Below are 25,264 nucleotides of genomic sequence, written 5' to 3'. Positions count from 1 at the left end.
AACCGTTTGCAGATGCATTTACTTTTATAAACATACAAAAAAGTGTTAAGCATTTTATCTCGCTTAACACTCCATTCATAAATTTATAAGAGCTAATTGTCCGTAAAGAACCGATCATAAATTTGATAAAGAGCAGAAAGACCAAAAAGCCAATAAATGGTATCAACAAGAGCTGGTGTAGAACCAAACCATTTCTCAACTACATTATAATCCAGCGCAACAAACAACCAATTCAAACCGCCAAGAATCACCAGAATTACTGTAAGGTAAGACAAAAACTTCATTATGATTGCCCCCTAGGTGATAAAATGGTGAAAGGCCTTTCACTAAAATATATGTAACAAATCAAAAAACTTTCTTATTTTTTAATTAAATTTATCACACATTAACGGGCAGTAATATCCCTTCCTCAACATTCAGCAAAAACTAAAAGGAGGACATTTGTCCCCCTTACTTGTTATATAAAAGCAAACAATGTAACCTATATGATTTTATTTTGTTCCTACTGCAATACCTTGTGTATCAATTTTCGTAATTAACTCATGATATCTCTGCATCTCTCGCTCACTATTATCCCAACTTTCACCGTAAATGTGACTTATTTTTGTTGCTCGGATTTCTAAAAGAAACGAGCCCTCCTCATCTTGCAATAATACATATGTAATTGTTCCTTCTTTATAAAATTTAGTTGAATGTGCATTTTTTAATTTCTCGACACTAGGTTGGCCAACCTTTCCCATCACAACTGGAACATAACCTTCTTCAACAAATTGCTGAAGGGATTTCTCACTAAAATCACTTCTTTTCAATGAATATAAAATAGATTCCACCGTATACTTATTGAATTTTTCTTTTTGTTCTTCGAGCGCTCTATCCTGATATTCAACAATCGATTGTTTTGTTTCTTGGCTGATATGTGGCGTTGTATTTCCGGTTTCCCTCTGATACAGGTTGTATAATTTTTCAGCGCGATAAATAAGAGTAAAAGAGAAAATAATGACTAGACAGATTCCCCATTTATTATACCGTGGAGATTTAATATCTGAATACGATTGAATTTGTTTATGCTCTTCAGACGATAATTGTGATCGAGCAACCGTGGGCGCTACCTCTGCGACTTGTTGTTTTTCAAACATGGCTTCTTTTCCCCAAAAACTTGCTAATTGCGACTCAATCTCTTCTGGTGACAGCTTTTGTGTCGATACATTTACAGGCTCTACTTTCCCAACTTCACGTTTCATTTTAGAGATTTCTCGATCTCTAATAGATTGATTCTGGCGCAGATTCGTTCTCCAATCTGAAGGCATACTTAGTCCAGCTTCTTTATATATCTTCCCTTTAATGATAGAAGAAACAAGACACATCACAAGAACAACAAAATAGATAATACCTGCATACCCTCCTATCACATATATAGGAAGAATAAGCCATCCAATAAAACTTAATACGATTAAAAAAGTATACACATACCGATTTAGATCATATACAAATCCAAATAACGAGCAAAATTTAGAAAAAGCTCGTACTAAAATTTGTGAAAATCCCATAGTAAAAGCACAAAATTTATTTTTCGTTACAATTGTATCTTTATAAATCCCTCTAACATCTTCATCATTTGGATCTAGTTTCATCGCAGTTTCAGCTAGCATTCTTGCTTTTTTAAAATTCCTCTTCTCCTTCGCTATACTTGCAAAACAGAAAAGATTCGTTATATTTTCTGGATTTAATTCTAAAGCACGCTTTTCAGCCTTTAATCCCTCTTCTTTTCGTTTTGGGAAATGTTTCAAAAGGATATAAGCATACCTACCTACATACGTTTCATTTTCAGGGTCTAATTCCATCGCCTTTTCTAGGTAAACAAGTACATTCTTCATTCCTTCAAGATGCATGACAGCTTCGCTCATATAGAAATAATATGGTCCCTCTTCAGGGGAGTTTCTTATACCAATTTCCGCTATTTCTCTTAATCTTGTAAAATTACTTTGCGCAGTAAAAATATCTAATCCTGCTAAAAGAACAAATTCATTTAAGTGATCTAATTTAAGCGCTTCTTCTATATATTCACTTGCAATATCACTTTCATGAAGCCCATAGAAATATACATAGCTTAAGCTGAGATATCCATAAACATCTTCTGGATCTTCCCTAACCATAAGTTCCGCTTCTTCTTTGGCACGCTCAACATCACCAAGTTTCAGCAAATAATAAACCCTTCTAAAATTGTCTTCCATTCCCTCATCCCCTGCTTCTTACCTGCTATTTCAATCTGTGTTCTTTCATATAATCTAGCACTTTATCAAAATCCTTATTCACATCGCTAAATGTCGCATAATTTTTTGCTGTTGAAAACCAATCTAAAGTCGTTGGCTGACGTTTTTTCATCGCTTCTAGCAAGTCTTCATTTGAAAGAGGTTGTAATTGCCCTGTTTCAAATGAACGCTGAATCGCTTGATTAATCGCATCCTCAACTAAATATGTTAAATCGGCACCCGAAAAATGCTCTGCATACTTTGCGACCAAGTCAAGCTGTAATTCTGTTTTCGGCTTATCTTTTGTTTTCAAATCCAGGATTGTTAATCGTTCCTCATAAGTCGGCGGTGCAACAAAAACAAGAGAATTAAAGCGTCCTGGACGGCGCAATGCAGGGTCAATATACCATGGTGTATTTGTTGCACCAATAATATAAACTCCTTCATTAAAAGAATTACTTCCATCCATTTCTACTAGCAATTGATTTACTAGTGTCCGCTGATGATGAGAACCCATTTTTTGTCTATTCCCTCCAAATGCATCTAATTCATCAATAAACAAAATACATGGCTTTGTTCTCCGTGCTTCCTCAAAAATCTCATGTAAATTTTTCTCAGACTCACCCGTCCACATAGAAAGTATAGCCTGCAGTTCCAAATGAATAAAATTCGCATCAATTTCTCCAGCTACCGCACGTGCTAAAAATGTCTTCCCGCAACCAGGCGGTCCATAAAATAATAAGCTTCCACCTGTTTTCTTACCAAACGCTTGAAAGTATTCAGGATTTTTAATTGGCATAATAAAATCCATATTAATTTTCTTCTTAATCTCTTCCATTCCGCCAACATCGGCGAAAGTCATTTTACTTTCTTCAACTTCCACCATTCTATTTTGTTCTCTATCAAAAGAAATCACCTTAATTTTTTTGCGATATTTCTCCATTTCATCCATCTTCTTATCCATTCCCCTCTAAATAAACACTTTGATTCTAACTAATGTTGTCATGGTTTTTGTAGAGTGAATCTCTCCAAAAACACCATAAAGAATAGCTAATACAACTCATTATTATAAAAATGAAATATTCCAAAAAACATCATAGCAAATAAAGTTTTTATGCGTTGTCGTATTTCGTCGAATACAACAAAAAAAGGGATCATCCTCCTATCCCTTTTTACATAGACCTATCATCTATCATTTTCCCTCTTGTCTCTTCTCACCTTATGCGTTTCTAAATCTGCCAATCTCACTGGAATTGGTAATCTACTTTCTTTCCCGATTAAATTCGATACAATTTGAATACTCGTATCTAAATCGATATTATTTCCACAAGAAACAAAAATAGGTTTTACATTCTCCTTCGTTCTTAAAACTCTTCCATATACCTCGTCATCGATCATAATATCACTAAAAGTAAACGCCTTATTCTCTGGCATGATAAAATCAACATCTTTAATCTTAAGATAACTTTTCGCTACACCGATTGTAGGTTTTTGTAAGAAAAAAGAAGCATGTGTCGCAATCCCCATATGTTTATAGTGTAAATAGCCATTTCCATCGAACATAAATATATCTGGATTAGAAGTAAGCTTTTTGGCTGCTTCTATTACTAAAGGCAACTCACGAAATGCTAAAAAACCTGGTATATACGGTACCGTTACCTCCCCATAACTATAGACCTTCTCCACTTCCTTCTTCGTATGATACTCAATAACAACAATACAGCAAGTTCCATAGTGCTTATCATCTTTTTCCCAATAAGCTAAATCTACTCCAGCTATTAAACTTACATCTTCTAGATGAAAGTTATTTTTCAATTCAATTCTATGTATCAATTTATCTTGAATTTCAGAAAATTCTTTTTCTGAATGTAGATGAAATGAATGTACTTCTCTAGCTTCCATGTTCTAATCCCCTTTTTATTATCATTTATACGAAACAGCTCCTATGTATTTCATTTCATAAAGATTTTCATTTTTATTTATTATTTCGCCGCTGTATTCATAGTTATATATCATAATAATTGTGTTGTATTTCATCTCTAGTGTATTCGCAGCAAATATCTTTTCATCTGTGGTATCACAACTTCTTCATAAGAACACCCGGTTAGTAAAGCTTCTAGATTATCACTTCGCTTTAAATAAAATTCTTTTTCAATAAAGTCCTCATCAATATCATACATACAAATATGAAAGTCTTTTATAAATGGTGATGCTATGGAATCACCATCATCTGTATATTTTATACTGAAATAGTCCTCTAAAAAATCTTAAGATTCCATGTTTCCTAGCCATAATGAGACCACACCTTCTTTTTCCATGCATACAAACTCCATTCATATATCGTTTTTTTCAGTACACAAAAGTAATTCTTAAACTCTCTACATACTACGTTTCAAAACCGGTTACTATCCATTCATCTACTAGATCCCAAAAATCAACATTATATTTTGGCTGATTGTTTGCAAACCATAATGTAGCTTTATCATATTTGCAATTGTTATAATCAATAGCTACATAACCGCCCGCTCCACTTTTAAAAAATCCAAAAGTTGTTTTCAAATCAATTTGTAAGTTCTCCTCTAATTCTTCAATAATTCCCCACTCATCATCATCAAAATAAGTAACACATTCAAAAGGCACTAATCCCATAGCACCGCTCGCATAATAATAAAAACCATTATGAACTTTTTCATAAAACTTTCGAACTGAAATGGGAATTCTATCCCATGAAACTTCTAGCACTTTATTATGAAATGTATCCATAGGATTTCCTGCTTCATAATACACTATTTCACCATCCGACGTCTCCAGTATATATAACATCGAATACATGCCGTTATTTTCTATTAACTCCACATTGAAAAGGTGCTCTTCCAAATATGAGATTGTGTTTCTTAATTCTTTCCCTACGTATGTTCTCCAAATCTCTAAAACCATTTTTATTCTCTTGTTGCTATCGTGTTCTTTAAAAATTTCAAACCAAATACTAGGTATGACCTTATTATCAATTTTATCTATTGATTGAAGCTTTACATTTCTTTTATATTTTCTTAAAAATGCAAGTTTTGGTTCCATATAGCCGTCCCCTTTCATTTCTACTTCTCTAAAGTAAAAAAGTTTTCACCACCAAATTCAAAGTAATACATTTAAACTAATCTATTCAATTCTAACAGTTTATACCACTCATCCTCTTTACTTCCAATGGGATTCCTTATTCCACCCGCTTCAACAAAAGACAGGCCGATATCAATATATTTGCTCCCTAAAAAATAATTTTCTAAAAAACTGCTAAAATCACCGTATGATTCAATAACAAAATTTTGATCAATTAAATTTCCAAACAAACAAGATACTTCTCCATCAATTTTATTAATAAATAATGGATAATTTTCTACCGTTCCTATACAAATCCATTTATCAGCACCATCTAGCATATCTTCCACATAAAACTGAATACTTTTAAGTCTTTGATGGCCGTATATAGTAATTACTCCACCATTCAATATTTTGTATTTTCCTGCAATAAAATAATAATCTTTTAAAATATGATCTTCTAATTTTTCATCTATTGGGTTTTCTTCTTCCACAATTTCACCAATAATCAAACAGAATGGATCATCACCTAAAATATTTTTGACTAATTCTATTTTTTCAAATACTGATTTGCTCATATCCTTTACCTCTTAACTTATATTTCAAATTGAACCCTATATTATATACTTTCATTAGAGCATTGAAATGAGTTCTGCTAAACTATTACTAATAACTTCAAAAGTCCCCTTTTCATAATCTTCTATCTTCACTTGGCCATTTTCATTATCTACAACTACCAAAAGCCCGTTACATTCCATACCTATAGGAATATTTTTCAACTCATTATGGTGCGCTTTTTTATAATCTTGTAAAAAGGTATAAAAATCTCGAAGTTCAATTCCTGGTATAACAGGATTTAGCTCTATGTTATACTCTAAATAACTACCTGCTAAATCTAAAAACCAGTAGGAATTATAATATTCTTTAATCGAATGATGTAATTGTACTGCTAATTTCTTTTCTATATCAGAAAAGTCATGAAATAAATCTTTTTCTATAGGCTTCCAAAAAATATATTCCTCTGCATCTGGTTCCCCTACATATATAAAAGAATCTGCTTCTTCTATCCATACGGATTTTGGTAATGAATGATTATAGTTTTTCCATTCCTTAAATAATTTATGAAAATACTGCTCCATTTCTCTTTTCATTTTCACTTCTCCCAAACCATTATCTATTCCCTACTTCATACAATTCACTAATAAATTCAGTACAACTTCGTGTAGCATAATATACATTTTCTCTTTGTACAGAATCTATCTGGCTACAAGTTATTATTCCTCTTTAGAGTATGTTATTTTAATGGTACAAAAACTCGATAACTTCTTCTGTTATATTATCAATAAAATAATATTTTCCATTCTCTACAACTAATTGTAGATCACTTCCAACCGGAAAGGAATAAACCGCTAGAATAGCAGGTTCAATTTGGGCTACTGTATTAAAATCACATACTACTAAGTTATTCGGAACGTTTACATAATCATCATCATCAATATCCGAAAAAAACCTCCAGCCATTATCAACGCTAGTCACAGATTCATCTCTAACCAACCATTTTAATTTTCCATTTCCATCTAAAATATTTTTCGATACGATACAGCCACCTGCATTTTCGATAAATTCCGACTTTAAGTAATTAGACATATTTTCTCATCCCTTCTGCAGTTTCTTTTTATGATTTATTCTATTCCATATATTTCATTGATTGTTATGTAACTTGGATTCTTTCAACCTTATATAACTAAATGAAAACTATCTACAATTTTATACGTATTTCCGTGTTTATTTGATTTTTCAAAACTAAATGCATAGTTACAATAAGAAAATCTATCACTATACCTTTAACTATGGTAAATTCTATACACTCTCATCAATAATTTTGAAACCACTATACTCAATTAAAGCTCTAAACACATCGCTCCCGCCGTATGGCCATCCATAAGGATAAAAATCAATTCTTCCAATATTGTTTGTTGCCTTTTCACATGAGACTAGTTCATATTCCCCAGAAGCAAATGCATCAATCATAGATTCAAAGTCCCATGGAGTTCTCAGTTTAGGATCTGTTAAGCGTTTTTCTACAGGGGTTTGTTTCCATAAAATCTGGTAATGATGTAATTCTTCTTCCGTCGGCCACCAAAACTGTTTTAATGTATCTTCTTCAAAATAATCTAACCACATAGAATCACTACAATCTATCATCTCTTTTTCTTTCTCTTCTTTAAGATTGTAAAAAAATTCTCTTAGTCTATGAAAACAAGACTCTTTATGTATTACAAATTCAAAATAACAATTGCTCATGTACTCACCTCTATATATGTATAACTATGAAACTCTCTTCCCAAATTATAACATTCCATAATTTAATTATGGTACACTGTCGTTTTATAAGAAAGCTATTTATGATACGAAAAAGACTCTTACAAACGTAAGAGTCCTATAAAGTACAACTTTCATCAGTGAGTTTTTTCTTCATCCCCCACTGTTGGTTAGATGAACCAATCAGGCTTTTACGGGCAGTTATCCCTCACCTATCTTCCTCATTCCTCTCTGAAGCTTTAGGTGGGGTCTTCTTTCCCGTTAATCCGGGATAAATCTTATTGTGGTTTTAGAGTTAATATTTTACCGTCAATTCGATCTGTACGAAGCGTAGTAGCATGATAGTTTCCATTTACCCAATCTTCTATTTGATCATGATACCAGTCACTTTTAAAATGTCCTGATTGTCCTGGTCCTACAATATGATAACCATTTGACATATCCTTTGTATCTATTACAAATCGCCAAGATGCTCCGTGATTCACAATCCCATCATCTCCATAACTTGCTGCTTGAACTGTAATATTACTTCCCCCAACTGGCACAGCCTTTTCACGATTGAAAAAAAAACCAAGTAACTGAGAGGATTGGGACATAGGATGCGTAAAAGAAAGCTTATGGTATTCTCCCCACTTCCATTTCGTTACGTCTGATCCATATTGTTTTTCAAGCTTTTTCATTACCTTTGAATACGATGTATGTAAAACTTCTTTGAAGCCTCCATGTTTAGAAAACCATACACTGTTTTCCCCATTCATCTGCTTCCGTATCAATTGTTCCACAACTTGTTGCTTACCTTCAAATAAACCCATTATACCCTTTGGTATTTCCTTTGAAAATAAAGTATTGGATATTTCTTTCATCCATAAATGAAAGATTAACGGGGCAGCTTTCTCTTTATTATCGTAAAAATCCCAATTTGTCAGCTCTTTTAACCCTTGTTTCTCCACGTCTGATACGTTTACTTTATTCAGTTCTTTCACAAACACTGGAACAAACTCTCTTGCCTGAAGGTTCTTTTGATCCATTTGCAAAGTTTGTAAATCCTTCGTAGTCAATTTATCCTTTTCCTGTAAAAATTCTTGAATACGCATTTGACGATACGGCTGCGCCCAAATATGACTAATATGATACGGATAATCATCATTTATTATTTTATTATTGGCTGTTGATATAAAGCCTTGTTCTGGGTTTATCACCTTTGGAAGTTTATCAAAGGGAATGTAGCCTTCCCATTCATATTCATCTGTCCATCCAGGAACAGGTAAAATTCCATCTCCCTTTTTACGTATCGGTATGTTTCCGTTTGCTTTATAAGCAATTGTGCCATCTGTTGATGCAAATAAGAAATTTTGAGTAGGAGTATGAAAATCTTCCAGCGCTGATTCAAATTCAGTCCAATTTGTTGCTTTGTTCATATTTAATACGGCCTTTAATTCCGCTGAAGGTTCCAATGCCGTCCATCTAAGCGCAAAAACAGCCTCATCTTTATTTTTATAAGCAAATTCTGAAATGACTGGACCGTGTCTAGTAATCGTCACTTCGTAAGGAATTGTTTTTTCACCTTTCACTTTTATAGGTTCATTCACAATCGTAGCTTTTTCCCATTTATCGTTATACAAAAACTCATTGGGATTATCCGGGTTTCTTTTTTCTATATATAAATCTTGTACGTCCGGACCTGTATTCGTGACACCCCAAGCAATTTGTTTGTTATGCCCTAACATAACACCTGGAACCCCTGCAAAAATAACTCCGCTCACATTTATGTCTTTCATCTCCAAATGTGTTTGATACCATATCGATGGTGTCGCCAAAGAAAGATGGGGATCATCTGCTAATATAGGCATTCCTGATGCACTTTTTTCTCCACTTACAACCCAATTATTGCTCCCGTTAGATTCTGGTGGAATAATTGCTTTTGCAAAACCACTGGCCACATTCACATCCAGATTATTTAACAGCGCTAATAGTCTAGGAGCATCCGTTGGATAAGTTGGAAATAATTCATAGGCCTGCTCTTTCGAAAGATGTTGAAGTGCCCAAAATCGAAATGCTTGTCCATGCCAATGACCACCTAAGTCAAAAGCCATATACTTGCCAATCGTTAAAGAATCAACCGGAGTCCATTCAGCAGGCTCGTATCCTAGTAAATGAAACTCTACTGGTAGTTTCCCGTCCTTTTTTGCTTCCTTTATAAATGCATTTACTCCATCAGCAAACGACTCCAATGCATCTTTTGCTTCGCCAGTATATTGGCTTACTGATGCTTCTGCTGCTCGCCTTAGCCCAAGGGTTCGGAACAATTTATCTTTATCTAGCGCTGCCTTCCCAACCACTTCGCCTAATGTTCCAGATGCTTGTCTTCTACTTAAGTCCATTTGAAACAACCGATCTTGCGCCTGAACATATCCTTGTGAAAAATATAAATCATGCTCATTCTCAGCTTTAATATGAGGTACCCCTCTTTCATCTCGTATTACTTGAACCGATTTTTGCAATCCACTGACATGAACCGTCCCTTCTACCTTTGGCATTGACTTCATCACGAATGCATTTACAAAAACTGCCGCGGTAACAAGTAAAAAAAGAAGAATACTACCAAACCAAATGAAATTTTTTTTCCCCTTACCTCTTTTCTTCCGCTGTTTCACAACAACTTCCATACAAACTCCCTCCTTTTTCAATCTATTCGCTCATATTAGGAGAGAAACCTTTCAGATTGAAGAGAGTTGTCATGTACCATCCATCTTTGATATGTAGAATACTATTTATTTTTTACATTCTTATCGTGAACTGTCTCACTCAAAAGATAACGATAAACAAAAAGCCCCAGTAAATTTCGATTTACTGAGACTTTTTGTTTCTTGAATACTCAATAGTAAACTCTTTATCTTGAAAGCATGTCCAATAAAGGAATTTTAAATGCACCAAAAAATCTTGGAATGACAAATGCAACAATCAGAAAAAGCACTTCCACAGCTACCTTTTTCCACTTAGAATTTGGTGCGTACTTCTGATAGAAATAACAGCTGACAAAAGCTAAAAATATACATATCCCACCGATGAGAACTGGATATAAATACGGCATAACTATTGGCGCATATTCTGTACTCATATCAGCATTCGGATCGTCCCAAAACAAAGCTACCGTAACTGCAAAAAAGAAGAAAAATGCAAAATTTATCATATGGAAAACAGTAAGTAAAATAAACATAGTTAATATAATTTTATCCTTAACAACATGAAATAAACTATCTTTATAAGCCACAAATGTTCCTCCCTAAGTAATTGCTTCAATATGTAATAAGGCTCATCCTACACGATTCGATTTTTACACTTTATTGAGATACTAACATTAACAAATGGCTAGGTCTTTTTTCTATACCAGATTATTTATCGTTAATCCTATCCAAAATGTTCACATTATTTTCATCTACCACTGCTTTCACTACATCTTTTTCAAAGATTACAAGAAATGCAGAAGGTAATGTTAATACTTGAATAAGTGAAGGCTTCAATTTTAGTAATTCATATGCATAAAACGCTTCGTACTCTTCTGTATCATCCTCATCATTAATAGGACCTATATACCAACCGGAGTCACCTTTTTCACAATCTGTTGTTCTTTCTAAGTAAATATCATCTAACTTTAATACATCTTTGGCAGCGACAATTTTATCACAAAATCGCAGCAATTCCCCTTCAATTGTTAATGGTTTTAAAAAACTCACTTGTGTTAATAGTATCCATAATGAAATCGTCAAATCATCTGTCATATCTTCAAATGGATTCTTCGTATAATCATGTACAGTAATATGAAATCCATCTTCCCTTTTATCAAGAAAATAAATCGACCAACCAACTTGTATAGAAAACCCATCTATTAATCGATCATTTTCTACTTCAGTTAAAAAATGAAATAACCCTTCTACCTGCACTGCGAAGATCTTTTCCGCCTGAGCAATGAAAGTTTTATCCCCTATCTTCTTAATAAAATTTTCCACTAATTTCTTCCCCTTTTCCTATGTGCTTCATTTTCACTCTGAATAACTCCATTTCCCCTCACTTCTCACCAAAATTTTATCAATCAGTAAATGATCTCCATCTTCCCAAACCTTTTCTATTATTCCTCTCATTTTTTCAATCCCGTTACTAGCATTACAATCACAAAAAACAAGAATATCTCTCGCTGGTATCGCAACTGCATACCCATTTGATACGAATTCTTTTAATGAGTGCTCCCATAAATCGTCTAGAACAATTAAGCTAGCCTCGAAATTCCCGTCAAGAATTAAAGCAAAACACCCTTCCGATAGCGTGTGAACCCGTAGTTCTTTTTCATCTGCTAATTTATAAAGATTATTGATCCCGATTTCTACTAACTGTTCCTCATCCAATCCTTCTTCTGATATATGCTTATTTTGAACATATTGAAAATAATCGTTTTGATGATCCTCAACTAAAAAGGTAATCATTAAATCTTCATTAAAAAATGTATGGACAAAACTATTTTCTTCAGATAAAGTAAAGCATTCTTCCTCAAGATCCTCTTTTACTATTGGTTTTAAGTATGCAACTGCTTCCTTACAAAACCGGATTGTCATATAAATACGCCCCTTTACTTTCTATAACAATACACACCAATTAACAGATATAAAGCCAACAAAACACTACTAATTCATTGGAAGCTTAATCGAGAAATGAGTTCCTTTAAACTTGTACTAACTATCACCTCTTCAAACGTAAATTCAAAATCAATTCTTGTATATTTTCTGAAATTGTTTCAAATGAACTTCTCTCAAAATCTTCCAATTTCACTTTCCCATTTTCATTGTCAATCACAACTAACATTCCATTACCTTCAATACCTATTGGGATATGTTTTAATCTCTCTTGATGGTTCCCCTTATAGCCCTTTAACCGTTCTTTAAATGAATGCAATTCAATATTCGGCAATACCGCTTCTAATTCAATATAATAATTTTTATAAAAACCATTTAATTCAGCAAACCAATAGGAATTAAAGTACGTAATAACCGTTTGATGAAAGTGAATATCCATTTCTTGTTCTAAATGAATAAAGTCGTGTACGATATTTTTTTCTACTGGTTTCCATAGAATATAACCTTCCTCATCTATTTCCCCATCATAAAGAATAGGATTCACTTCTTCAAGAACTGGTGTTTTTAATAGAAAATCTAAACCTTCGTACGCTAATTTTATTCTTAACCTAAAGTATTGTTGCATTGCATTTTTAATAGACACGCATATTCCCCTTTACTTTACTTAATTTTCCCCCTACAAATCTATCATCAAAAATGGATTTATACCTCTTCAGTAAATGCCTAGGTAAATATGCCCCTAAATTAGAAGTACTCCATTCTTATTCACCAGTATCCATATCAACTCTCATCATTTTTACAGTTAGTTATTTACAACAAATCGGATTTCCTGCACCATCTATTCCTATCACAACAAATTTTATACTACGCTTTTTTTACTAACGCCCAAATACCATACTGATTATAAAACAATTCATCTTCTGAAAAATGTTTACACTCCGTATGTTGCAATATAAAATGAGGGTTATCTTCATCTAGGCTGAATGTAGAATAGTCCGTTAAGCTAGGCTTTTCAATCAGATTATACAGACAAAAAACGTTCATTAATTCTTGAGCATATTGCGGGGTTACTTGATCTTTAAAAGTAATTACATCCGGCAGCCCAAAGCAATGCATACCACACGTATAGTAAAAATCATCTTCTGCGACTACTGTTACAAAAGCTTTGAATAATTGGACTTCATCATCTGTATGATACATATCCTTCCAACTTTCAATTGTATTTGCAGTACCTGAGGATTCAACTTTCACGCCCAGCCCTCCAGCTTTTACAAGTGCATTTGCAGCATCAACTAACTTCCTTATCTTTTCAATGGAACCTCCTTCCCCAATTAAATACAGTGCTAAAGAATGTTTTCTAATAAGATCAAGGTCTTCCTCAGTAAATGAATTGTATCCAGCAATTTCAAACGCTTCTGCTACTCGCTCGTCATGTTCATATATATCAACTTCAAAAAAAATACTCGGATTCCCTAGTTTACTCATATAATTCCCAGCAAACATATATCCCTCACTTTTTCTTACAATCGCCTCAATAAGTTCACTTCTATTCTTCCATAAACCAGGTATACATAATACAACTTTTGAACTTTCCATCTAACCCTCTCCTTATTTACAACATTTCTCTATGTAAATACTAATACAATCTCCTTCTAAACTCTCTCATCTACTTATTAAAGTTATTCTTTTTCTTTCTTATAACTTAATGCAAATTCTACTACTTCTTCAGGTGTTAATTCTATATCATTCCAAAATATTAAATCACTAGGTGCTGGATGTGGAACACCGCTATTATTGAATTGTTTCACATATTCGCTATGTTCTGTTTCTGGTAAATCAAGATTATAGATCTTTTTTACAAGTTCAATAAGTTCCTCTCTTCCCATCTGGCTTTTCACATCACTCAACCTCTTAAAGCTATTCATAATAAGGTACAGCACCAACAAATATAAATTCTAACCCCTCATATGTATCTTTCGCTTTCTCTGCATCGTATTGAAAATCATAAAGCACTATAACAGAATTCATACTCGCCGCTACATTTTCTGGTTTCATCAAATCTTTAAATTTCGGAATAATAATCTCACTATAAGAGAAATCCTGTAAAATCTCTTCTATATGTATTTTATGTTCCTCATAAAACATAATTTCGATTTGATCTTCATCATAGTAACCAAAACCGAAATTCACTCCAAATTTTGAATCTATACTATCTCCATCTTCTGTATATTCCATATCAACATATTCTTGAAGATGCTGATATGATTGACTTGTTCCAAGCCACAACGAAGACATTCCTTTATATTCCATATTGCCTCTCCTTATTATACTCTCCATCGTATAGAAACCTGTTCTCTTACTGTGAACGCCCTTATCTTGCAAAACTTTATTCATATGTAAGTTTTCTCGTTCTACAATTTAAATAACAATATCTTGATAACCAACTTCAATAACTTCTTCATTCTCAAATCTTACACCAATACCGTCCTCTTCCCATGTACAATTGAATATTAATCCTAGCCTTCTAACTCCATCTTCGAAATCTGGTAAAATAGTAAGTCCTATAGGATCAACCAACTTTCCTAATTGTTGAGTAGTTGTTATAATTGGTACTATTTCATCAGCAGACTCATCACCTAACATAGCTCTATACTCTAAACATTCTTCTTGATAATATTCGAATATAGCTTGTTCAGCTTCTTGTATAAGTCTATTCGTATCAGCGATGAATTTGCTATAAGCTTCTTCTTGAATTGCAGAAAATACATCATGTTCTTCCTCATCAATAGTTAAAGGAACTATTTTGTCATGACCCAAAATAGCTATTTTTTGTTTTCCGGTCCAATATCCATCATAGATAAGTTCACCAAATAATTTATGGTTTATTTTTTTCATCTATTCATTCTCCTATCGGATACTACTATTCTATTTTTTTGCTGATTATTTATACCGAAATACAAATACATTCCCTAACGGAACATAACCAAAACATACGTTAAAAACTACACCAAAAGACACGATCTACTGTTTGTTGGAAAACAGGCACTTTCATAAAGTTTAATAGTATATCTTTCTCATTTGTCCCAACATATTCATCGTTATCTACATTGTAAAATTGAAGAACTTCCACTTTACTCAATTAAGATTTGAAACCATAATCAATTGGACCCCATTCTTGAATTACTTGTCCATTTCTTTCAATTTTTCCTCCTCCCTGTTTAAATTGTATACTTGAAACTAGACTCAAACCAACTAAAAACAAAGAACAATAAGAAAGCAATATAAATCTGCTAGTTTTTCTACTTTATAGTCTTTATTTTTCGCCTCTAAATACTTCGTTAACTCTTCCCCCTGTTTTCTTGCATACTTCTTCTATGTATTCTTTTCATCTAGTATTCTTGTTGTAAGTAAGTGTTTTACTATTATTTGTAATCATTTCTTGGATTGGGTCACGTACGAGTTTATTGTAAGTTGGCATCGTGATTCCTCCGGTATTTTTGTTTCCCTTCAATTATAATATCTATTCACAAACGATACAGGCACCTTAACAATTTTATTGTAGCTTGTTAAAGTGCCTCTTCATCACTAAATATTCTTTATTACTTCCTTGAAATACTACTCTTCTTCCCTTGACTGTTTTACAATATTGTTAAAATGACCTTGCGTTACACCAGTGCTCCAGATGATTTCTTCTATTAACTTATAAAGCTGATTAGCAATGATATTTGTACACTTCATTTTTACGTGTTATCGCTTTGTACATAAACAGTGATGAAAAATCCCTACAACAGCTGCTAGCATTAACATTGGCAATTGATTGCCATTCTACTCTGGTCTTCCATCATGTTTCAAATAGGATATTTACTCCTTATGAAGAAGAAAAGAGAGTTGAATGAATATAAAGTGTGGGGGAAATACCCAGTTTGAATAATAACAATTAATATTAGTTTTGTAAGTATTTAGCCGTTTACAATTTCCCCACCATTCACGTGCAGAATTTGCCCTGATATGTAAGATGCATCATCGGAGGCCAAGAATACATAAGCAGGTGCCACTTCAAACGGTTGACCAGCTCGCTTCATAGGAACATGGTCTCCAAATGTGGCAAGCCATTCTGGAGGTAAGGAAGATGGAATTAATGGCGTCCAAATTGGTCCTGGGGCCACACCATTAACTCGAATCCCTTGCGATGCCAGTGACGATGACAGCGAACGTGTAAATGAAACAATAGCCCCTTTAGATGCCGCGTAGTCAATTGCATCTTGATCTCCATCATAAGCACTAAGGGATGTTGTATTTATTATGGAGCTCCCTGAATTCATGTATGGCAAAGCAGCTTTCGTAAAAATAAACTGAGAAAAAACATTTGTGTGAAAGGTACTTGCTCGTTGGTTCGAATCTACATCAAGTAGACTATTCCTTATGTATAGTACACCGGCATTATTCACCAAAATGTCAATACGGCCAAATTGGTGAATGGTTTGCATTACTGCTTGTTGGCAATGCTGCTCATACCCAATATCACCTGGAATGGTAATGCAACTACGGCCGTACTTTTTGACATAGAACGCCGTTTCTTTTGCATCGCTGTGTTCATTTAAATATGAGATTGCTATGTCTGCACCCTCTTTCGCGAATGCTACAGCGACAGCTCTACCAATTCCACTATCTCCACCAGTTATAAGTGCTACCTTATTTATAAGCTTACCGGCTGGTTTGTAATTGGGGTTATCAAATATAGGTCTGGGTATCATTAATGATTCAATGCCAGGTCTACCTTGTTGTTGAGGCGGGAAACCCATCACATACACCCCTCTCAGCATTTTTCTATAATGTATTATGATATACAAGAAAATATATCCTTTTCAAAAAATTAAATAGAGGAAGTTTTCATGCGTTCATACTCTCCGAATATTTCTAGTAGCCCTATATTTTTCATTAAAGATTAAACGAAAAATTTAAAACACACTTTTTATGCTTTGAGCGTTTCACCACATTATAAGCAGCAGATACTTTGACCATAAATGTCTTCACCAATATTATTCTTCCCACTCTTCATAAATAACTGCACCAGCATAAACAAGGTGCTTATTTTCAACAGCATTAGCTTCGTTATATTCAAAATCATACACTCTAATCACTGTGTTATAACTCTCTAACATATGTTCCCCATAATAATCTATGAATTGAGATATAATCTTTTCATAATAAGATGCGCCTTCTAATAACAACTGTAAAGATGTAGTTGAAATATCAATAAATGTGATTTCCAATAGATCTTCATTATAATTTATAAAATCAATTTGAAAATCTCTCATAAATTGTGATGGGATTCTATCTCCCTGTTCATCAAATTTTATTTCCACATACTTTTGCAGCATTTCTTTACTCTTGAAATTCCCTAGCCATAGCGATATTACGCCTGGATTTTCGATATTAACCCTCCTTTATTCATTCTTACTCGTTTATTAGGGGTCGTTTTATTTTGAATTCTCCCCACCAACTGCTAGCATCGTCCTCTTCTATTAATAATGCATCCAAACGCTCCCTTTGTTTTGCAGTCTGCCTGGAAGTTTCCATGCCATTTGTAAACACTGCAACTGTTATTTCTCTATTCCCCTCATCCGTTTGCTTAAAAATCCTAAATTGCAGCTTATTTGAAGACAATTCCTCAATTAAATCCTTCATTTTTTCTGAATTCCGACGGTTAACAGCCATTACCGGATATTTATTTTTTATATTGGATTGAATTTCAGATAAAGAGCAATTTGTATAGTTTTTTATTTTCATTAATAAGCGACCTTTAATACTCGATTCAAGAATGACGGAATATGTAGCCAAGTAGCAGCCCTCCTCAAATGTTACATTTTATAAAAAATAGGCGTTCTTAGATTTAGCTACTAAAACTAGGTCAGTGTAGCCCTATTAAACCAGGGGTTATGTTCTCTATTTTTGCCCATCTAAATAAGCATTCAACTTGCATTTGATTTCTACACTTAATTTTTAATACCCCTTCTTCTTCAATAGCATTTATTCCAAATTGATGAATTATATTGTCTGTTCCTATATCTTTGATTATTAAATCTTGAATACAAAAGAATGTAATTTCTATATAAATTACATCCCATTTATTCCATCGTTTCGGTTTATTTTCAACAGGTTCCTTTGTCATGATTCGAATAACTAAAGTCGGACCATCTCTTTTAAGGTGAACATCTAATAACTCTGATTGTTCAAACTCCGGTATCATTCCAAAAATACTTATAAGTGCTTGAGGATTTAAGATTTTAAGTTGATTAATCATTTTTATATGCCTTACTTTCTTCGATTTTCTTTTCAAAATAATGGAGCTCCATCTCAAAATTCAGAGAAAAATATGTAGAGAAACATTAATTATGAAATCCCGATAGATGTCCCAAAGATGAAGTACATCATCTATAAAATACATTCTTTTATTCAGTAAGGTTTTCAAGTTCCTCAGACCAAAATGTATTCTTTTCTACAGCCTTTGAATCGATACGCCTTACTTCATTTTCAAACCAGATACGCACTGATTCCGGAATTTCATTATCTAAAAATGCAAATTCACCATTTATCTGAATCGCTTCATCTATTAACTTAGAAAACAATAGAAGGCTTTCTGCAAATTGATGAATGGAAGAATTAATGAAGATTTCTTCATAGTTGTTGTCGTGATGTAAATAGACTACCTTATTTGTTCTTTCATCAATACAAAGAGGATCTCCAGAACCAGTCGTACCTATAAACCAATAAAACTCAAAATCTATTGGCATGCCAAATTTTCGAGTTACATTCTGCATTAATTCAGTTGCGTTATCAAACTCTATAAATGGAGCAGCCGATGCTGGAAGACCCGCTTCGCTTAAAAACCTTCTCTTATCACTAGATAAATTTGCATGCTGCATTATCTCTCTATCCAATTTGTTTAATGTCCCGTCTCTTTTTTCATTCCATCTATCACAAAATTCTTTAGGTGCAATCATTTCATTACCCCTTTCCTTTTTTCATCCCCATAATTTACTCCTCTTCCATTCTATTGAAATCAATCATTTCCCTAATCGCGAACTCCAGCCATTCCCAAAAATCACCGAATTCCTTCCTCTGTTCAAACCCTTCCGTAGCGAAGTCATGAATCACTTGAACCTTTTGTCCTTTTCCAAATTCAAAGCAGGCAATATCATCATTATCATCTCTTCTAGCAAAAGGAACTAATTTTCTATTTGGATACCTTTCTTTCAAATCAAGAAAGCGTCTAGTTGCTTGTACTGATTCCATCATATACCATAAATCAAAATCCACTAAATGTAATTCAATTGCTTTTCTATATGCTTCTGGATATTCAAACCCATCTATCTTAATAAAATAGCTCCCCACTCAAATTCCCGCTTTCTCATTTATTTTGAGCAAAACAAAGATAAAGCTTTTCTCCCACTCCCTTACCTTCAAATACTTCCTCTTCAGCACGAAAGAGAATAAACCGAGCTATTCTGCTGAAGGATTATAATCAATCTCTACTTTTTCAAGACCTTCCAATACTTTATGTATTCTGTTGGATAAATCTCTTATTTCTTCTTGTGTTAATTCCCCCATTGCGTCTAGTGGATTAAACTTGCTTAATCTCTTTGTTATACCTTTTATATACCCAATGAAAACTTTGTCATGAGTTAACACTATTTCACCTACAGCTGTATCAACAATTACGTCTTCTATTTCTCCGAGATTTATATACTCATAACAAGTTCTCGCAATTGCATCTTTCTGTCCTCTATCTAAAGTTAAAAAGTCATTATAGGCTTCATTAATGGCTTCAAACAATTCATTGTATTCCCAGTTTTCCATTTCAGATTCCTCCATTAGGCATTAATTATCATGTTGAATTTAAAGTAATTGTTTAGGTATGAAAAGCTAAGTCTAATTTAAAATCACCATGTCAGTTCTCCTTTTCGTATCTTTCTCCCATCATTTTGATTATCTACCACTACATTTTACAATCCTAGCAATTTTCAAATCAAAAAACTTGAAAGGCATTGTACAATCAAGTTTTTTACTACTGTTTATTTAAAAATTTATAAATGATTATATGAGTCCATCATAAGCATCTCCAAGTGATACAAAATCACTCTGCATCCAATACCAATACTTCCCCTTATTATGTATAAATCTTTCAAGTAGATCTATAAACGATGTTGCAATGATTTGTGATTCCCCTGCAATTCCATGACGATCAAAGAAGCTATCATAACATTTCCCCAATCTATTTCGATTTAGGTCAATTGTTAAGTATTCCTCTTTTCCATCATTACATATAATATACCAATTGGAAGTAATATCATCTTCACACAGCTCACTTATTATTACTGGATTTGCTAAAATAAATTCTTGTGAGGAGACAATATAAATCGGATACTCCTCATTCTCGAACAAAACCGCTCCTCCGCAAAGACTGTAAAATCCCTTTACATCCTCAGGTAGGATATGCTTCTTCTCATTAATTATCGGTAATCCTGCAGGCTCAAGCACACGACAATCAGATAAAGACTCTATTTGTGCAATGAGTTGACTCATTTTTTTCATTTCTATCACTCCTAAAGTGATATTGATTATATTCTTATTAGCGAATTTGAGTACATTTTTATAGCTACCTTCCTCTCATTTATTGCCACTCAAATTTCTTTTGTACAGTTTCAATTCACTTCATTGATTGCGGAATGACTTAATATAAAATCAACCTTTTCCGCAAATAACTCCGGCATCTCACTCTTTACATTACATAAAATATCTTTCACTATTTGTTTCGTATGCTCATCAACCTGTTGTAAAGCTTTAATATATGGCAAAATTAACTCTTCTGAATTTAAAAGTGTTCGATGAATTCTATCTGCCCAAAATTCTGCCTGGGGTAACATATTTGTTATTCCATTCGCTAACTGTACAAGTCCATCCTCTAATCCATTCCGGCTTGCAATATAAAAAATGGTTTCAATTACATCGCTGTCTGCAGAAGGTTCCGCTACCTCGTCTTCAAATATTTTACAAAGTTCTGGAATCACTTCATTTCCTGCATGAAATGATAGTTCATTTAATATTTCTTCAAATTCTTCAATATCATCGCCTTCATTTTCCATAAAGCGCATTTTATATAAAATAGCAAGTTGTTCTTTATAACTCATGATGTACCTCCCGATTTTATTGATACTCACTAATTACTAGAATACGAAACTCTATTTAAACAATTATGATGAAAAAAACAGCAGAGTTTTTAAAACCTCTGCTGTTTCCTGTTATTTAACTTCTAACGTGAACCAATTATTTATTGAATAGACAAGCGTTACCAAACAGCCGATTACACCAAACCAAATAGCATTAGGATCAATCTTTGAACCAAATAATACTGCTATTAACGATACCATACACAATAGCATCGCTAGACCATTAATCTTAATTTCGACTATATCGCCATTTTTTACTTGCTTTTCTTTACTTCCAAAAAATAATTGATTTGCTTTTATCTTCGCTTCTTTTACATCAGAAGGGAGCGTGTACTCTTCATTATTTTCTAATTTCATTACAACTTCATTATCCACTTTTAAAGCTACTCTTGTAGCCCCACCCATCATACCTGTTGCCCTTATTACTTTTATAGCCATTTTAAACTCCCCTTAAACTTTTGTTCGTCTAATAAAAACCTTCCTACTTTTCAGTCTAGTATATTCCCTACAATTTTTCATCTTTTTTCCATAATTTATATTATCATATTTGGAATTAATTTATTAATAGGAGTATGAGTGTTTCTACCTTTTACTTTATAGCCTATGATAAGAATCCTGTTTCTCTCCAGATATGGTTAGTGGATGTTTTAAATCATCTATTCTTATTTAATCGGTTTCTCTGTTTTTAAAACAAATGAACTTAATGCGGGAACCTTAATCTTATTATCATGGAAAACATACAGCACTTTACTTCCTGCACGTTCACCATCTACTAGCACTTTCCAAGGACCTTTTGATGGAAGAGTAATTTCCACCGCTTCTCTATTCGCATTGTGAGCCACAACAAAATAATCGTTTTTATTACCATTTGCTTTGCCATCTAATGTATAAGCTACAACATTTTTTGGCGCATCAATGAACGTTAGATGTTTTTTTATTTGTTCAACAGATGTCATGCGAAAAGCTGAATGGTTGTTACGCAACTCTATTAAGCCTTTCATATACTCTACTTCTTTATCAAATGCTGCACGGCGCACCCAATCCATTTGGTTAATAGAATCAGGAGATTTGTAGCTATTATGATCACCATATTTTGTACGCATGAACTCTTGGCCTGCATGCAAGAATGAAACCCCTTGCGATGTTAATATGATGGAAGAAGACAACTTGTGCATTTGTTTACGTACTTCCTCACTGTCGCCAGGATTAGTCAACTGAAGCTTATCCCATAATGTATGGTTGTCATGTGCTTCAACATATGTCAGGACCTGCTCAGGATCCTGATAAGTATACACTTTTTTATCATAGTCCATACCAGCCGTAATTCCTTTTTTAATGCGTTCTTCCATGTTTTGCATTCCGTTCACAAAACCATTATCCTTATCCCCGAATACGCTTCCTTTCAATCCATCACGAATATCGTCATTAAAATGAGCGATCCCTTTCATTTTCTCCGCATTTTTTTGATTTGCTTTTAACTCAGGCGCTAGAGGCGTATTTAAATCCCAACCTTCTCCATGAAGAATAATAGAAGGATCAATTTGATTAATGGCTTTACGTATCGTATTCATTGTTTCGACATCATGAATACCCATCAAATCAAAACGGAATCCATCTAAATTATACTCTTTTGCCCAATACACGACGGAATCTATCATAAATTTCCTCATCATCTTTCGTTCAGAAGCCGTATCATTCCCTACTCCTGTTCCATTTGCGAGTGAACCATCCTCATTGTAACGATAATAATAACCTGGAACTAACTTGTGGAAATTGGATTCAGCCGCATTGTACATATGATTATATACAACGTCCATCACAACACGAAGATTATTATCATGAAGTGTTTGAATCATCTGCTTTAATTCAGTAATTCGAACAGTGGGCTCATAAGGATTAGTAGAATATGAGCCTTCTGGTACATTGTAATTTTTCGGATCATATCCCCAGTTATATTGTGGTTCGTTTAATTTTTCTTCATTTACTGAAGCATAATCAAATATCGGTAAAAACTGGACATGAGTAACACCAAGATCCTTAATATGATCAAGACCTGTTTTTACGCCTTCGGGTCCTCTCGTTCCTTTTTCTGTTACACCAAGATATTTTCCTTTTTGTTTAATACCACTTTCAGGTTGAATGGAAAGATCACGTACTTGTAACTCATAAATAATAGCATCTTCCGGATTTTTAAATTTCGGCTTTTTGTTCCCCTTCCAATTTTTTGGATTTGTTTCTTTTAAATCAACGACTGCACCTTTATCACCGTTAACAGAAGCAGCACGCACATATGGATCAACGGCCTCAGTCCATTTGTCCCCAATCTTCACCTTATATGTATAAAAAAGGCCTTTTTGATCACCTGTCAGTTTTGCAGTCCAAGTTCCTTTTTCACCTTGATCCATGCTTATTTCAGTACCTTTTTCATCATTCCATTTTTTATAAGTAACCAATTTTGCCTCGCTCGCAGTGGGAGCCCACAAACGAAACTTTGTTTCCTGTGGCGTATATATATTACCTAAATCACTACCATCATAATAAAATAAATGATCGAATTCCTCGCTACGAATTACTTTACCAATTTCAGTATTAGCTTCAATGGAATTTCCCATTTTGATTTTGTATGTTTTTTTAAAATCAAGATTCTTTTCTGTAATGATTTTAACCTTATTAGTACTATCTCCATCATTTGTATCATAAGGACTAACTTTCTCAATGTTAACGCCCTCAATTTCAATTTTTTGCTCCTTAATATTGAATGGAGCATTGGTAGTTACAGTGATTTCATTGAAGCTATCAATGGTTGCTTTCTGAATAGAAAGTTCAAAAGAAGGCTTAGAATCGTATACTTTATCATCGCCCGAAAGAACCCATACTTCAGCACGGCCATCCTTAATATTTTCAATCCAACGATCACCACCGTCTTTTTCCCATTCTTTCGTACGAACTATAAATCCTACACGATTATAGTCACCATCTATTTTCACCTTAGCATACTTACCAAACTCATCTTCCCCAGTAAATTCATAGGATTGACCATTCGTATTTTCAGCCCACATCCAAAGATTCCAATCTTTTGTATTTCCAGACTTCTCCTTATAATGAACGATAATTTCAGTTGTTTTCGTATTTGATTCTGCTTGTACACTCTGAAAAGAAAAACCAGATAATAGCATAGCAATTACAGTAAGTAATAAAAACGTCTTGTTTATTAATTTTTTTGTAATATACACTCCATTCACCCTTTCTTAAAATATTACGAATAATTCATTATGAGTAACCCTGCATAAGTTAATCTAAAAATCGCTTTTATAACACCTCCGTATTGAATGTTTTCACTTATGTATTTCAATGATCTTTTAATAGAAAAATCAAAGGTATAAAGGAGTAAGAAATTAACGAAAACGTTTGCATTAAATATCAAAAAAAATACTTACTTATTCCTTTTTATATCTCTAAATATCAAAAGATCATGAAAAACATTCTAAAGAAAACGTTTGTTATCGCTTTCAATTTTATAGCACGAACCATAAAGAGGTCAATATATTATTAATTTTCTGTTTTTACCCTATGTACATGTTGTTAACATGTACAGTTGTAACTCATTGAAGATAGTTAAGCGTGGACATATTATGACTTTAAGACTTCATCTCTGCGTCAACACATACTAAAATTCTCCCACATTACATAATAAAAACTCTCCTAAATACATTCACGTATTTAGGAGAGTTTGGGATTACTTTAT

29 protein-coding genes and 2 pseudogenes are annotated in these 25,264 nt (G+C 33.5%); all 31 read right to left on the bottom strand.

What is annotated here, in order from left to right; genetic code table 11:
• Positions 1–92: 92 nt before the first annotated feature.
• The 31 genes and pseudogenes from MHH71_RS00780 to pulA all read right to left on the bottom strand — a co-directional run bounded on the left by MHH71_RS00780 (position 93) and on the right by pulA (position 24,752).
• Positions 93–284: a DUF378 domain-containing protein gene (locus MHH71_RS00780; protein WP_016115354.1), complete on the bottom strand. Its 192-nt coding sequence runs from the start codon at positions 282–284 to the stop codon at positions 93–95.
• 207 nt (positions 285–491) lie between these two features.
• Positions 492–2,231 (bottom strand): tetratricopeptide repeat protein, encoded by a 1,740-nt coding sequence (locus MHH71_RS00775; protein ID WP_006095436.1) that lies wholly within the window; start codon positions 2,229–2,231, stop codon positions 492–494.
• Between the two features lie 25 nt (positions 2,232–2,256).
• Entirely contained in the window at positions 2,257–3,201 is a 945-nt protein-coding gene (locus tag MHH71_RS00770; RefSeq protein WP_033796253.1) for an ATP-binding protein, read from the bottom strand.
• A gap of 233 nt (positions 3,202–3,434) precedes the next feature.
• Entirely contained in the window at positions 3,435–4,151 is a 717-nt protein-coding gene (locus MHH71_RS00765; protein WP_006095435.1) for an endonuclease V, read from the bottom strand.
• 21 nt (positions 4,152–4,172) lie between these two features.
• Positions 4,173–4,498, bottom strand: a pseudogene (locus tag MHH71_RS00760) (immunity 22 family protein); the annotation flags it as partial.
• 136 nt (positions 4,499–4,634) lie between these two features.
• A complete protein-coding gene (locus tag MHH71_RS00755; RefSeq protein ID WP_033799001.1) occupies positions 4,635–5,324 on the bottom strand; it encodes a hypothetical protein in 690 nt (229 codons plus the stop codon).
• 71 nt (positions 5,325–5,395) lie between these two features.
• A complete protein-coding gene (locus MHH71_RS00750) occupies positions 5,396–5,920 on the bottom strand; it encodes a hypothetical protein (RefSeq protein WP_006095431.1) in 525 nt (174 codons plus the stop codon).
• Positions 5,921–5,974: 54 nt separating this feature from the next.
• Positions 5,975–6,493 (bottom strand): SecY-interacting protein Syd, encoded by a 519-nt coding sequence (locus MHH71_RS00745; protein ID WP_018783292.1) that lies wholly within the window; start codon positions 6,491–6,493, stop codon positions 5,975–5,977.
• Between the two features lie 148 nt (positions 6,494–6,641).
• Positions 6,642–6,989, bottom strand: coding sequence for a DUF2185 domain-containing protein (locus MHH71_RS00740; RefSeq protein ID WP_006095429.1), 348 nt, complete (start codon positions 6,987–6,989; stop codon positions 6,642–6,644).
• A 213-nt stretch (positions 6,990–7,202) separates the two neighbouring features.
• Positions 7,203–7,646 carry a hypothetical protein gene (locus MHH71_RS00735; protein WP_033799000.1) on the bottom strand — a complete coding sequence of 148 codons (444 nt, stop codon included), beginning with the start codon at positions 7,644–7,646 and terminating at the stop codon, positions 7,203–7,205.
• A gap of 296 nt (positions 7,647–7,942) precedes the next feature.
• A complete protein-coding gene (locus MHH71_RS00730) occupies positions 7,943–10,330 on the bottom strand; it encodes a penicillin acylase family protein (protein ID WP_006095427.1) in 2,388 nt (795 codons plus the stop codon).
• Between the two features lie 224 nt (positions 10,331–10,554).
• Positions 10,555–10,935: a hypothetical protein gene (locus MHH71_RS00725; protein WP_003198562.1), complete on the bottom strand. Its 381-nt coding sequence runs from the start codon at positions 10,933–10,935 to the stop codon at positions 10,555–10,557.
• Between the two features lie 121 nt (positions 10,936–11,056).
• The gene (locus MHH71_RS00720; protein WP_006095426.1) at positions 11,057–11,671 is read right to left on the bottom strand and encodes an immunity protein Imm33 domain-containing protein; all 615 of its coding nucleotides are present in this window, start codon (positions 11,669–11,671) and stop codon (positions 11,057–11,059) included.
• A gap of 33 nt (positions 11,672–11,704) precedes the next feature.
• Complete coding sequence (locus MHH71_RS00715; RefSeq protein ID WP_006095425.1) at positions 11,705–12,271, bottom strand: DUF1444 family protein; 567 nt, start codon at positions 12,269–12,271, stop codon at positions 11,705–11,707.
• Positions 12,272–12,395: 124 nt separating this feature from the next.
• On the bottom strand, positions 12,396–12,932 hold the full coding sequence (locus MHH71_RS00710; protein WP_006095424.1) for a SecY-interacting protein Syd: 537 nt from the start codon (positions 12,930–12,932) through the stop codon (positions 12,396–12,398).
• Between the two features lie 221 nt (positions 12,933–13,153).
• On the bottom strand, positions 13,154–13,885 hold the full coding sequence (locus MHH71_RS00705) for a DUF4261 domain-containing protein (RefSeq protein ID WP_006095423.1): 732 nt from the start codon (positions 13,883–13,885) through the stop codon (positions 13,154–13,156).
• 83 nt (positions 13,886–13,968) lie between these two features.
• The gene (locus tag MHH71_RS00700; RefSeq protein ID WP_050774411.1) at positions 13,969–14,214 is read right to left on the bottom strand and encodes a bacteriocin immunity protein; all 246 of its coding nucleotides are present in this window, start codon (positions 14,212–14,214) and stop codon (positions 13,969–13,971) included.
• The gene (locus tag MHH71_RS00695; protein ID WP_033798999.1) at positions 14,207–14,599 is read right to left on the bottom strand and encodes an immunity 22 family protein; all 393 of its coding nucleotides are present in this window, start codon (positions 14,597–14,599) and stop codon (positions 14,207–14,209) included. The genes MHH71_RS00700 and MHH71_RS00695 overlap by 8 nt, the downstream gene beginning before the upstream one ends.
• A 108-nt stretch (positions 14,600–14,707) precedes the next feature.
• Positions 14,708–15,184: a DUF6985 domain-containing protein gene (locus MHH71_RS00690; RefSeq protein WP_006095420.1), complete on the bottom strand. Its 477-nt coding sequence runs from the start codon at positions 15,182–15,184 to the stop codon at positions 14,708–14,710.
• An 820-nt stretch (positions 15,185–16,004) separates the two neighbouring features.
• A pseudogene (locus MHH71_RS30470) lies at positions 16,005–16,096 on the bottom strand (DUF4870 domain-containing protein); the annotation flags it as partial.
• A gap of 152 nt (positions 16,097–16,248) precedes the next feature.
• Positions 16,249–17,091: an SDR family oxidoreductase gene (locus MHH71_RS00685; protein ID WP_006095418.1), complete on the bottom strand. Its 843-nt coding sequence runs from the start codon at positions 17,089–17,091 to the stop codon at positions 16,249–16,251.
• A gap of 237 nt (positions 17,092–17,328) precedes the next feature.
• Positions 17,329–17,724, bottom strand: coding sequence for an immunity 22 family protein (locus tag MHH71_RS00680; protein ID WP_033798998.1), 396 nt, complete (start codon positions 17,722–17,724; stop codon positions 17,329–17,331).
• 22 nt (positions 17,725–17,746) lie between these two features.
• Positions 17,747–18,130: a hypothetical protein gene (locus tag MHH71_RS00675; protein ID WP_240517000.1), complete on the bottom strand. Its 384-nt coding sequence runs from the start codon at positions 18,128–18,130 to the stop codon at positions 17,747–17,749.
• Positions 18,131–18,200: 70 nt separating this feature from the next.
• Positions 18,201–18,593 carry an immunity 50 family protein gene (locus MHH71_RS00670; protein ID WP_006095415.1) on the bottom strand — a complete coding sequence of 131 codons (393 nt, stop codon included), beginning with the start codon at positions 18,591–18,593 and terminating at the stop codon, positions 18,201–18,203.
• 148 nt (positions 18,594–18,741) lie between these two features.
• Positions 18,742–19,293, bottom strand: a complete 552-nt coding sequence (locus MHH71_RS00665) for an SUKH-4 family immunity protein (protein ID WP_006095414.1) — start codon at positions 19,291–19,293, stop codon at positions 18,742–18,744.
• Between the two features lie 34 nt (positions 19,294–19,327).
• Positions 19,328–19,684: a hypothetical protein gene (locus tag MHH71_RS00660; RefSeq protein ID WP_006095413.1), complete on the bottom strand. Its 357-nt coding sequence runs from the start codon at positions 19,682–19,684 to the stop codon at positions 19,328–19,330.
• Between the two features lie 108 nt (positions 19,685–19,792).
• Positions 19,793–20,149 (bottom strand): Imm3 family immunity protein, encoded by a 357-nt coding sequence (locus MHH71_RS00655; RefSeq protein WP_018783308.1) that lies wholly within the window; start codon positions 20,147–20,149, stop codon positions 19,793–19,795.
• 237 nt (positions 20,150–20,386) lie between these two features.
• The gene (locus tag MHH71_RS00650; RefSeq protein WP_033798997.1) at positions 20,387–20,884 is read right to left on the bottom strand and encodes an SMI1/KNR4 family protein; all 498 of its coding nucleotides are present in this window, start codon (positions 20,882–20,884) and stop codon (positions 20,387–20,389) included.
• A gap of 110 nt (positions 20,885–20,994) precedes the next feature.
• Complete coding sequence (locus MHH71_RS00645; RefSeq protein WP_006095410.1) at positions 20,995–21,480, bottom strand: Imm30 family immunity protein; 486 nt, start codon at positions 21,478–21,480, stop codon at positions 20,995–20,997.
• Between the two features lie 111 nt (positions 21,481–21,591).
• Positions 21,592–21,957: a hypothetical protein gene (locus MHH71_RS00640; RefSeq protein ID WP_006095409.1), complete on the bottom strand. Its 366-nt coding sequence runs from the start codon at positions 21,955–21,957 to the stop codon at positions 21,592–21,594.
• A gap of 224 nt (positions 21,958–22,181) precedes the next feature.
• Positions 22,182–24,752 carry a type I pullulanase gene (gene pulA, locus MHH71_RS00635; RefSeq protein WP_033798996.1) on the bottom strand — a complete coding sequence of 857 codons (2,571 nt, stop codon included), beginning with the start codon at positions 24,750–24,752 and terminating at the stop codon, positions 22,182–22,184.
• Positions 24,753–25,264: the final 512 nt, after the last annotated feature.

The organism is Bacillus sp. FSL H8-0534 (genome assembly GCF_038005885.1).
Taxonomy (GTDB): Bacteria; Bacillota; Bacilli; order Bacillales; family Bacillaceae_G; genus Bacillus_A; species Bacillus_A pseudomycoides.
Note: the sequence above shows the minus strand (reverse complement) of the source record. Positions and strands in the feature narration are given on the sequence as shown.

What these genes read in the sequence shown, in the direction of transcription:
- MHH71_RS00780 (WP_016115354.1), bottom strand. Translation starts at nt 284, where the DNA reads ATGAAGTTTTTGTCTTACCTTACAGTAATTCTGGTGATTCTTGGCGGT.
- MHH71_RS00775 (WP_006095436.1), bottom strand. Translation starts at nt 2,231, where the DNA reads ATGGAAGACAATTTTAGAAGGGTTTATTATTTGCTGAAACTTGGTGAT.
- MHH71_RS00770 (WP_033796253.1), bottom strand. Translation starts at nt 3,201, where the DNA reads ATGGATGAAATGGAGAAATATCGCAAAAAAATTAAGGTGATTTCTTTT.
- MHH71_RS00765 (WP_006095435.1), bottom strand. Translation starts at nt 4,151, where the DNA reads ATGGAAGCTAGAGAAGTACATTCATTTCATCTACATTCAGAAAAAGAA.
- MHH71_RS00755 (WP_033799001.1), bottom strand. Translation starts at nt 5,324, where the DNA reads ATGGAACCAAAACTTGCATTTTTAAGAAAATATAAAAGAAATGTAAAG.
- MHH71_RS00750 (WP_006095431.1), bottom strand. Translation starts at nt 5,920, where the DNA reads ATGAGCAAATCAGTATTTGAAAAAATAGAATTAGTCAAAAATATTTTA.
- MHH71_RS00745 (WP_018783292.1), bottom strand. Translation starts at nt 6,493, where the DNA reads ATGAAAAGAGAAATGGAGCAGTATTTTCATAAATTATTTAAGGAATGG.
- MHH71_RS00740 (WP_006095429.1), bottom strand. Translation starts at nt 6,989, where the DNA reads ATGTCTAATTACTTAAAGTCGGAATTTATCGAAAATGCAGGTGGCTGT.
- MHH71_RS00735 (WP_033799000.1), bottom strand. Translation starts at nt 7,646, where the DNA reads ATGAGCAATTGTTATTTTGAATTTGTAATACATAAAGAGTCTTGTTTT.
- MHH71_RS00730 (WP_006095427.1), bottom strand. Translation starts at nt 10,330, where the DNA reads ATGGAAGTTGTTGTGAAACAGCGGAAGAAAAGAGGTAAGGGGAAAAAA.
- MHH71_RS00715 (WP_006095425.1), bottom strand. Translation starts at nt 12,271, where the DNA reads ATGACAATCCGGTTTTGTAAGGAAGCAGTTGCATACTTAAAACCAATA.
- MHH71_RS00705 (WP_006095423.1), bottom strand. Translation starts at nt 13,885, where the DNA reads ATGGAAAGTTCAAAAGTTGTATTATGTATACCTGGTTTATGGAAGAAT.
- MHH71_RS00700 (WP_050774411.1), bottom strand. Translation starts at nt 14,214, where the DNA reads ATGAATAGCTTTAAGAGGTTGAGTGATGTGAAAAGCCAGATGGGAAGA.
- MHH71_RS00695 (WP_033798999.1), bottom strand. Translation starts at nt 14,599, where the DNA reads ATGGAATATAAAGGAATGTCTTCGTTGTGGCTTGGAACAAGTCAATCA.
- MHH71_RS00690 (WP_006095420.1), bottom strand. Translation starts at nt 15,184, where the DNA reads ATGAAAAAAATAAACCATAAATTATTTGGTGAACTTATCTATGATGGA.
- MHH71_RS00685 (WP_006095418.1), bottom strand. Translation starts at nt 17,091, where the DNA reads ATGGGTTTCCCGCCTCAACAACAAGGTAGACCTGGCATTGAATCATTA.
- MHH71_RS00670 (WP_006095415.1), bottom strand. Translation starts at nt 18,593, where the DNA reads ATGATTAATCAACTTAAAATCTTAAATCCTCAAGCACTTATAAGTATT.
- MHH71_RS00665 (WP_006095414.1), bottom strand. Translation starts at nt 19,293, where the DNA reads ATGATTGCACCTAAAGAATTTTGTGATAGATGGAATGAAAAAAGAGAC.
- MHH71_RS00655 (WP_018783308.1), bottom strand. Translation starts at nt 20,149, where the DNA reads ATGGAAAACTGGGAATACAATGAATTGTTTGAAGCCATTAATGAAGCC.
- MHH71_RS00650 (WP_033798997.1), bottom strand. Translation starts at nt 20,884, where the DNA reads ATGAAAAAAATGAGTCAACTCATTGCACAAATAGAGTCTTTATCTGAT.
- MHH71_RS00645 (WP_006095410.1), bottom strand. Translation starts at nt 21,480, where the DNA reads ATGAGTTATAAAGAACAACTTGCTATTTTATATAAAATGCGCTTTATG.
- MHH71_RS00640 (WP_006095409.1), bottom strand. Translation starts at nt 21,957, where the DNA reads ATGGCTATAAAAGTAATAAGGGCAACAGGTATGATGGGTGGGGCTACA.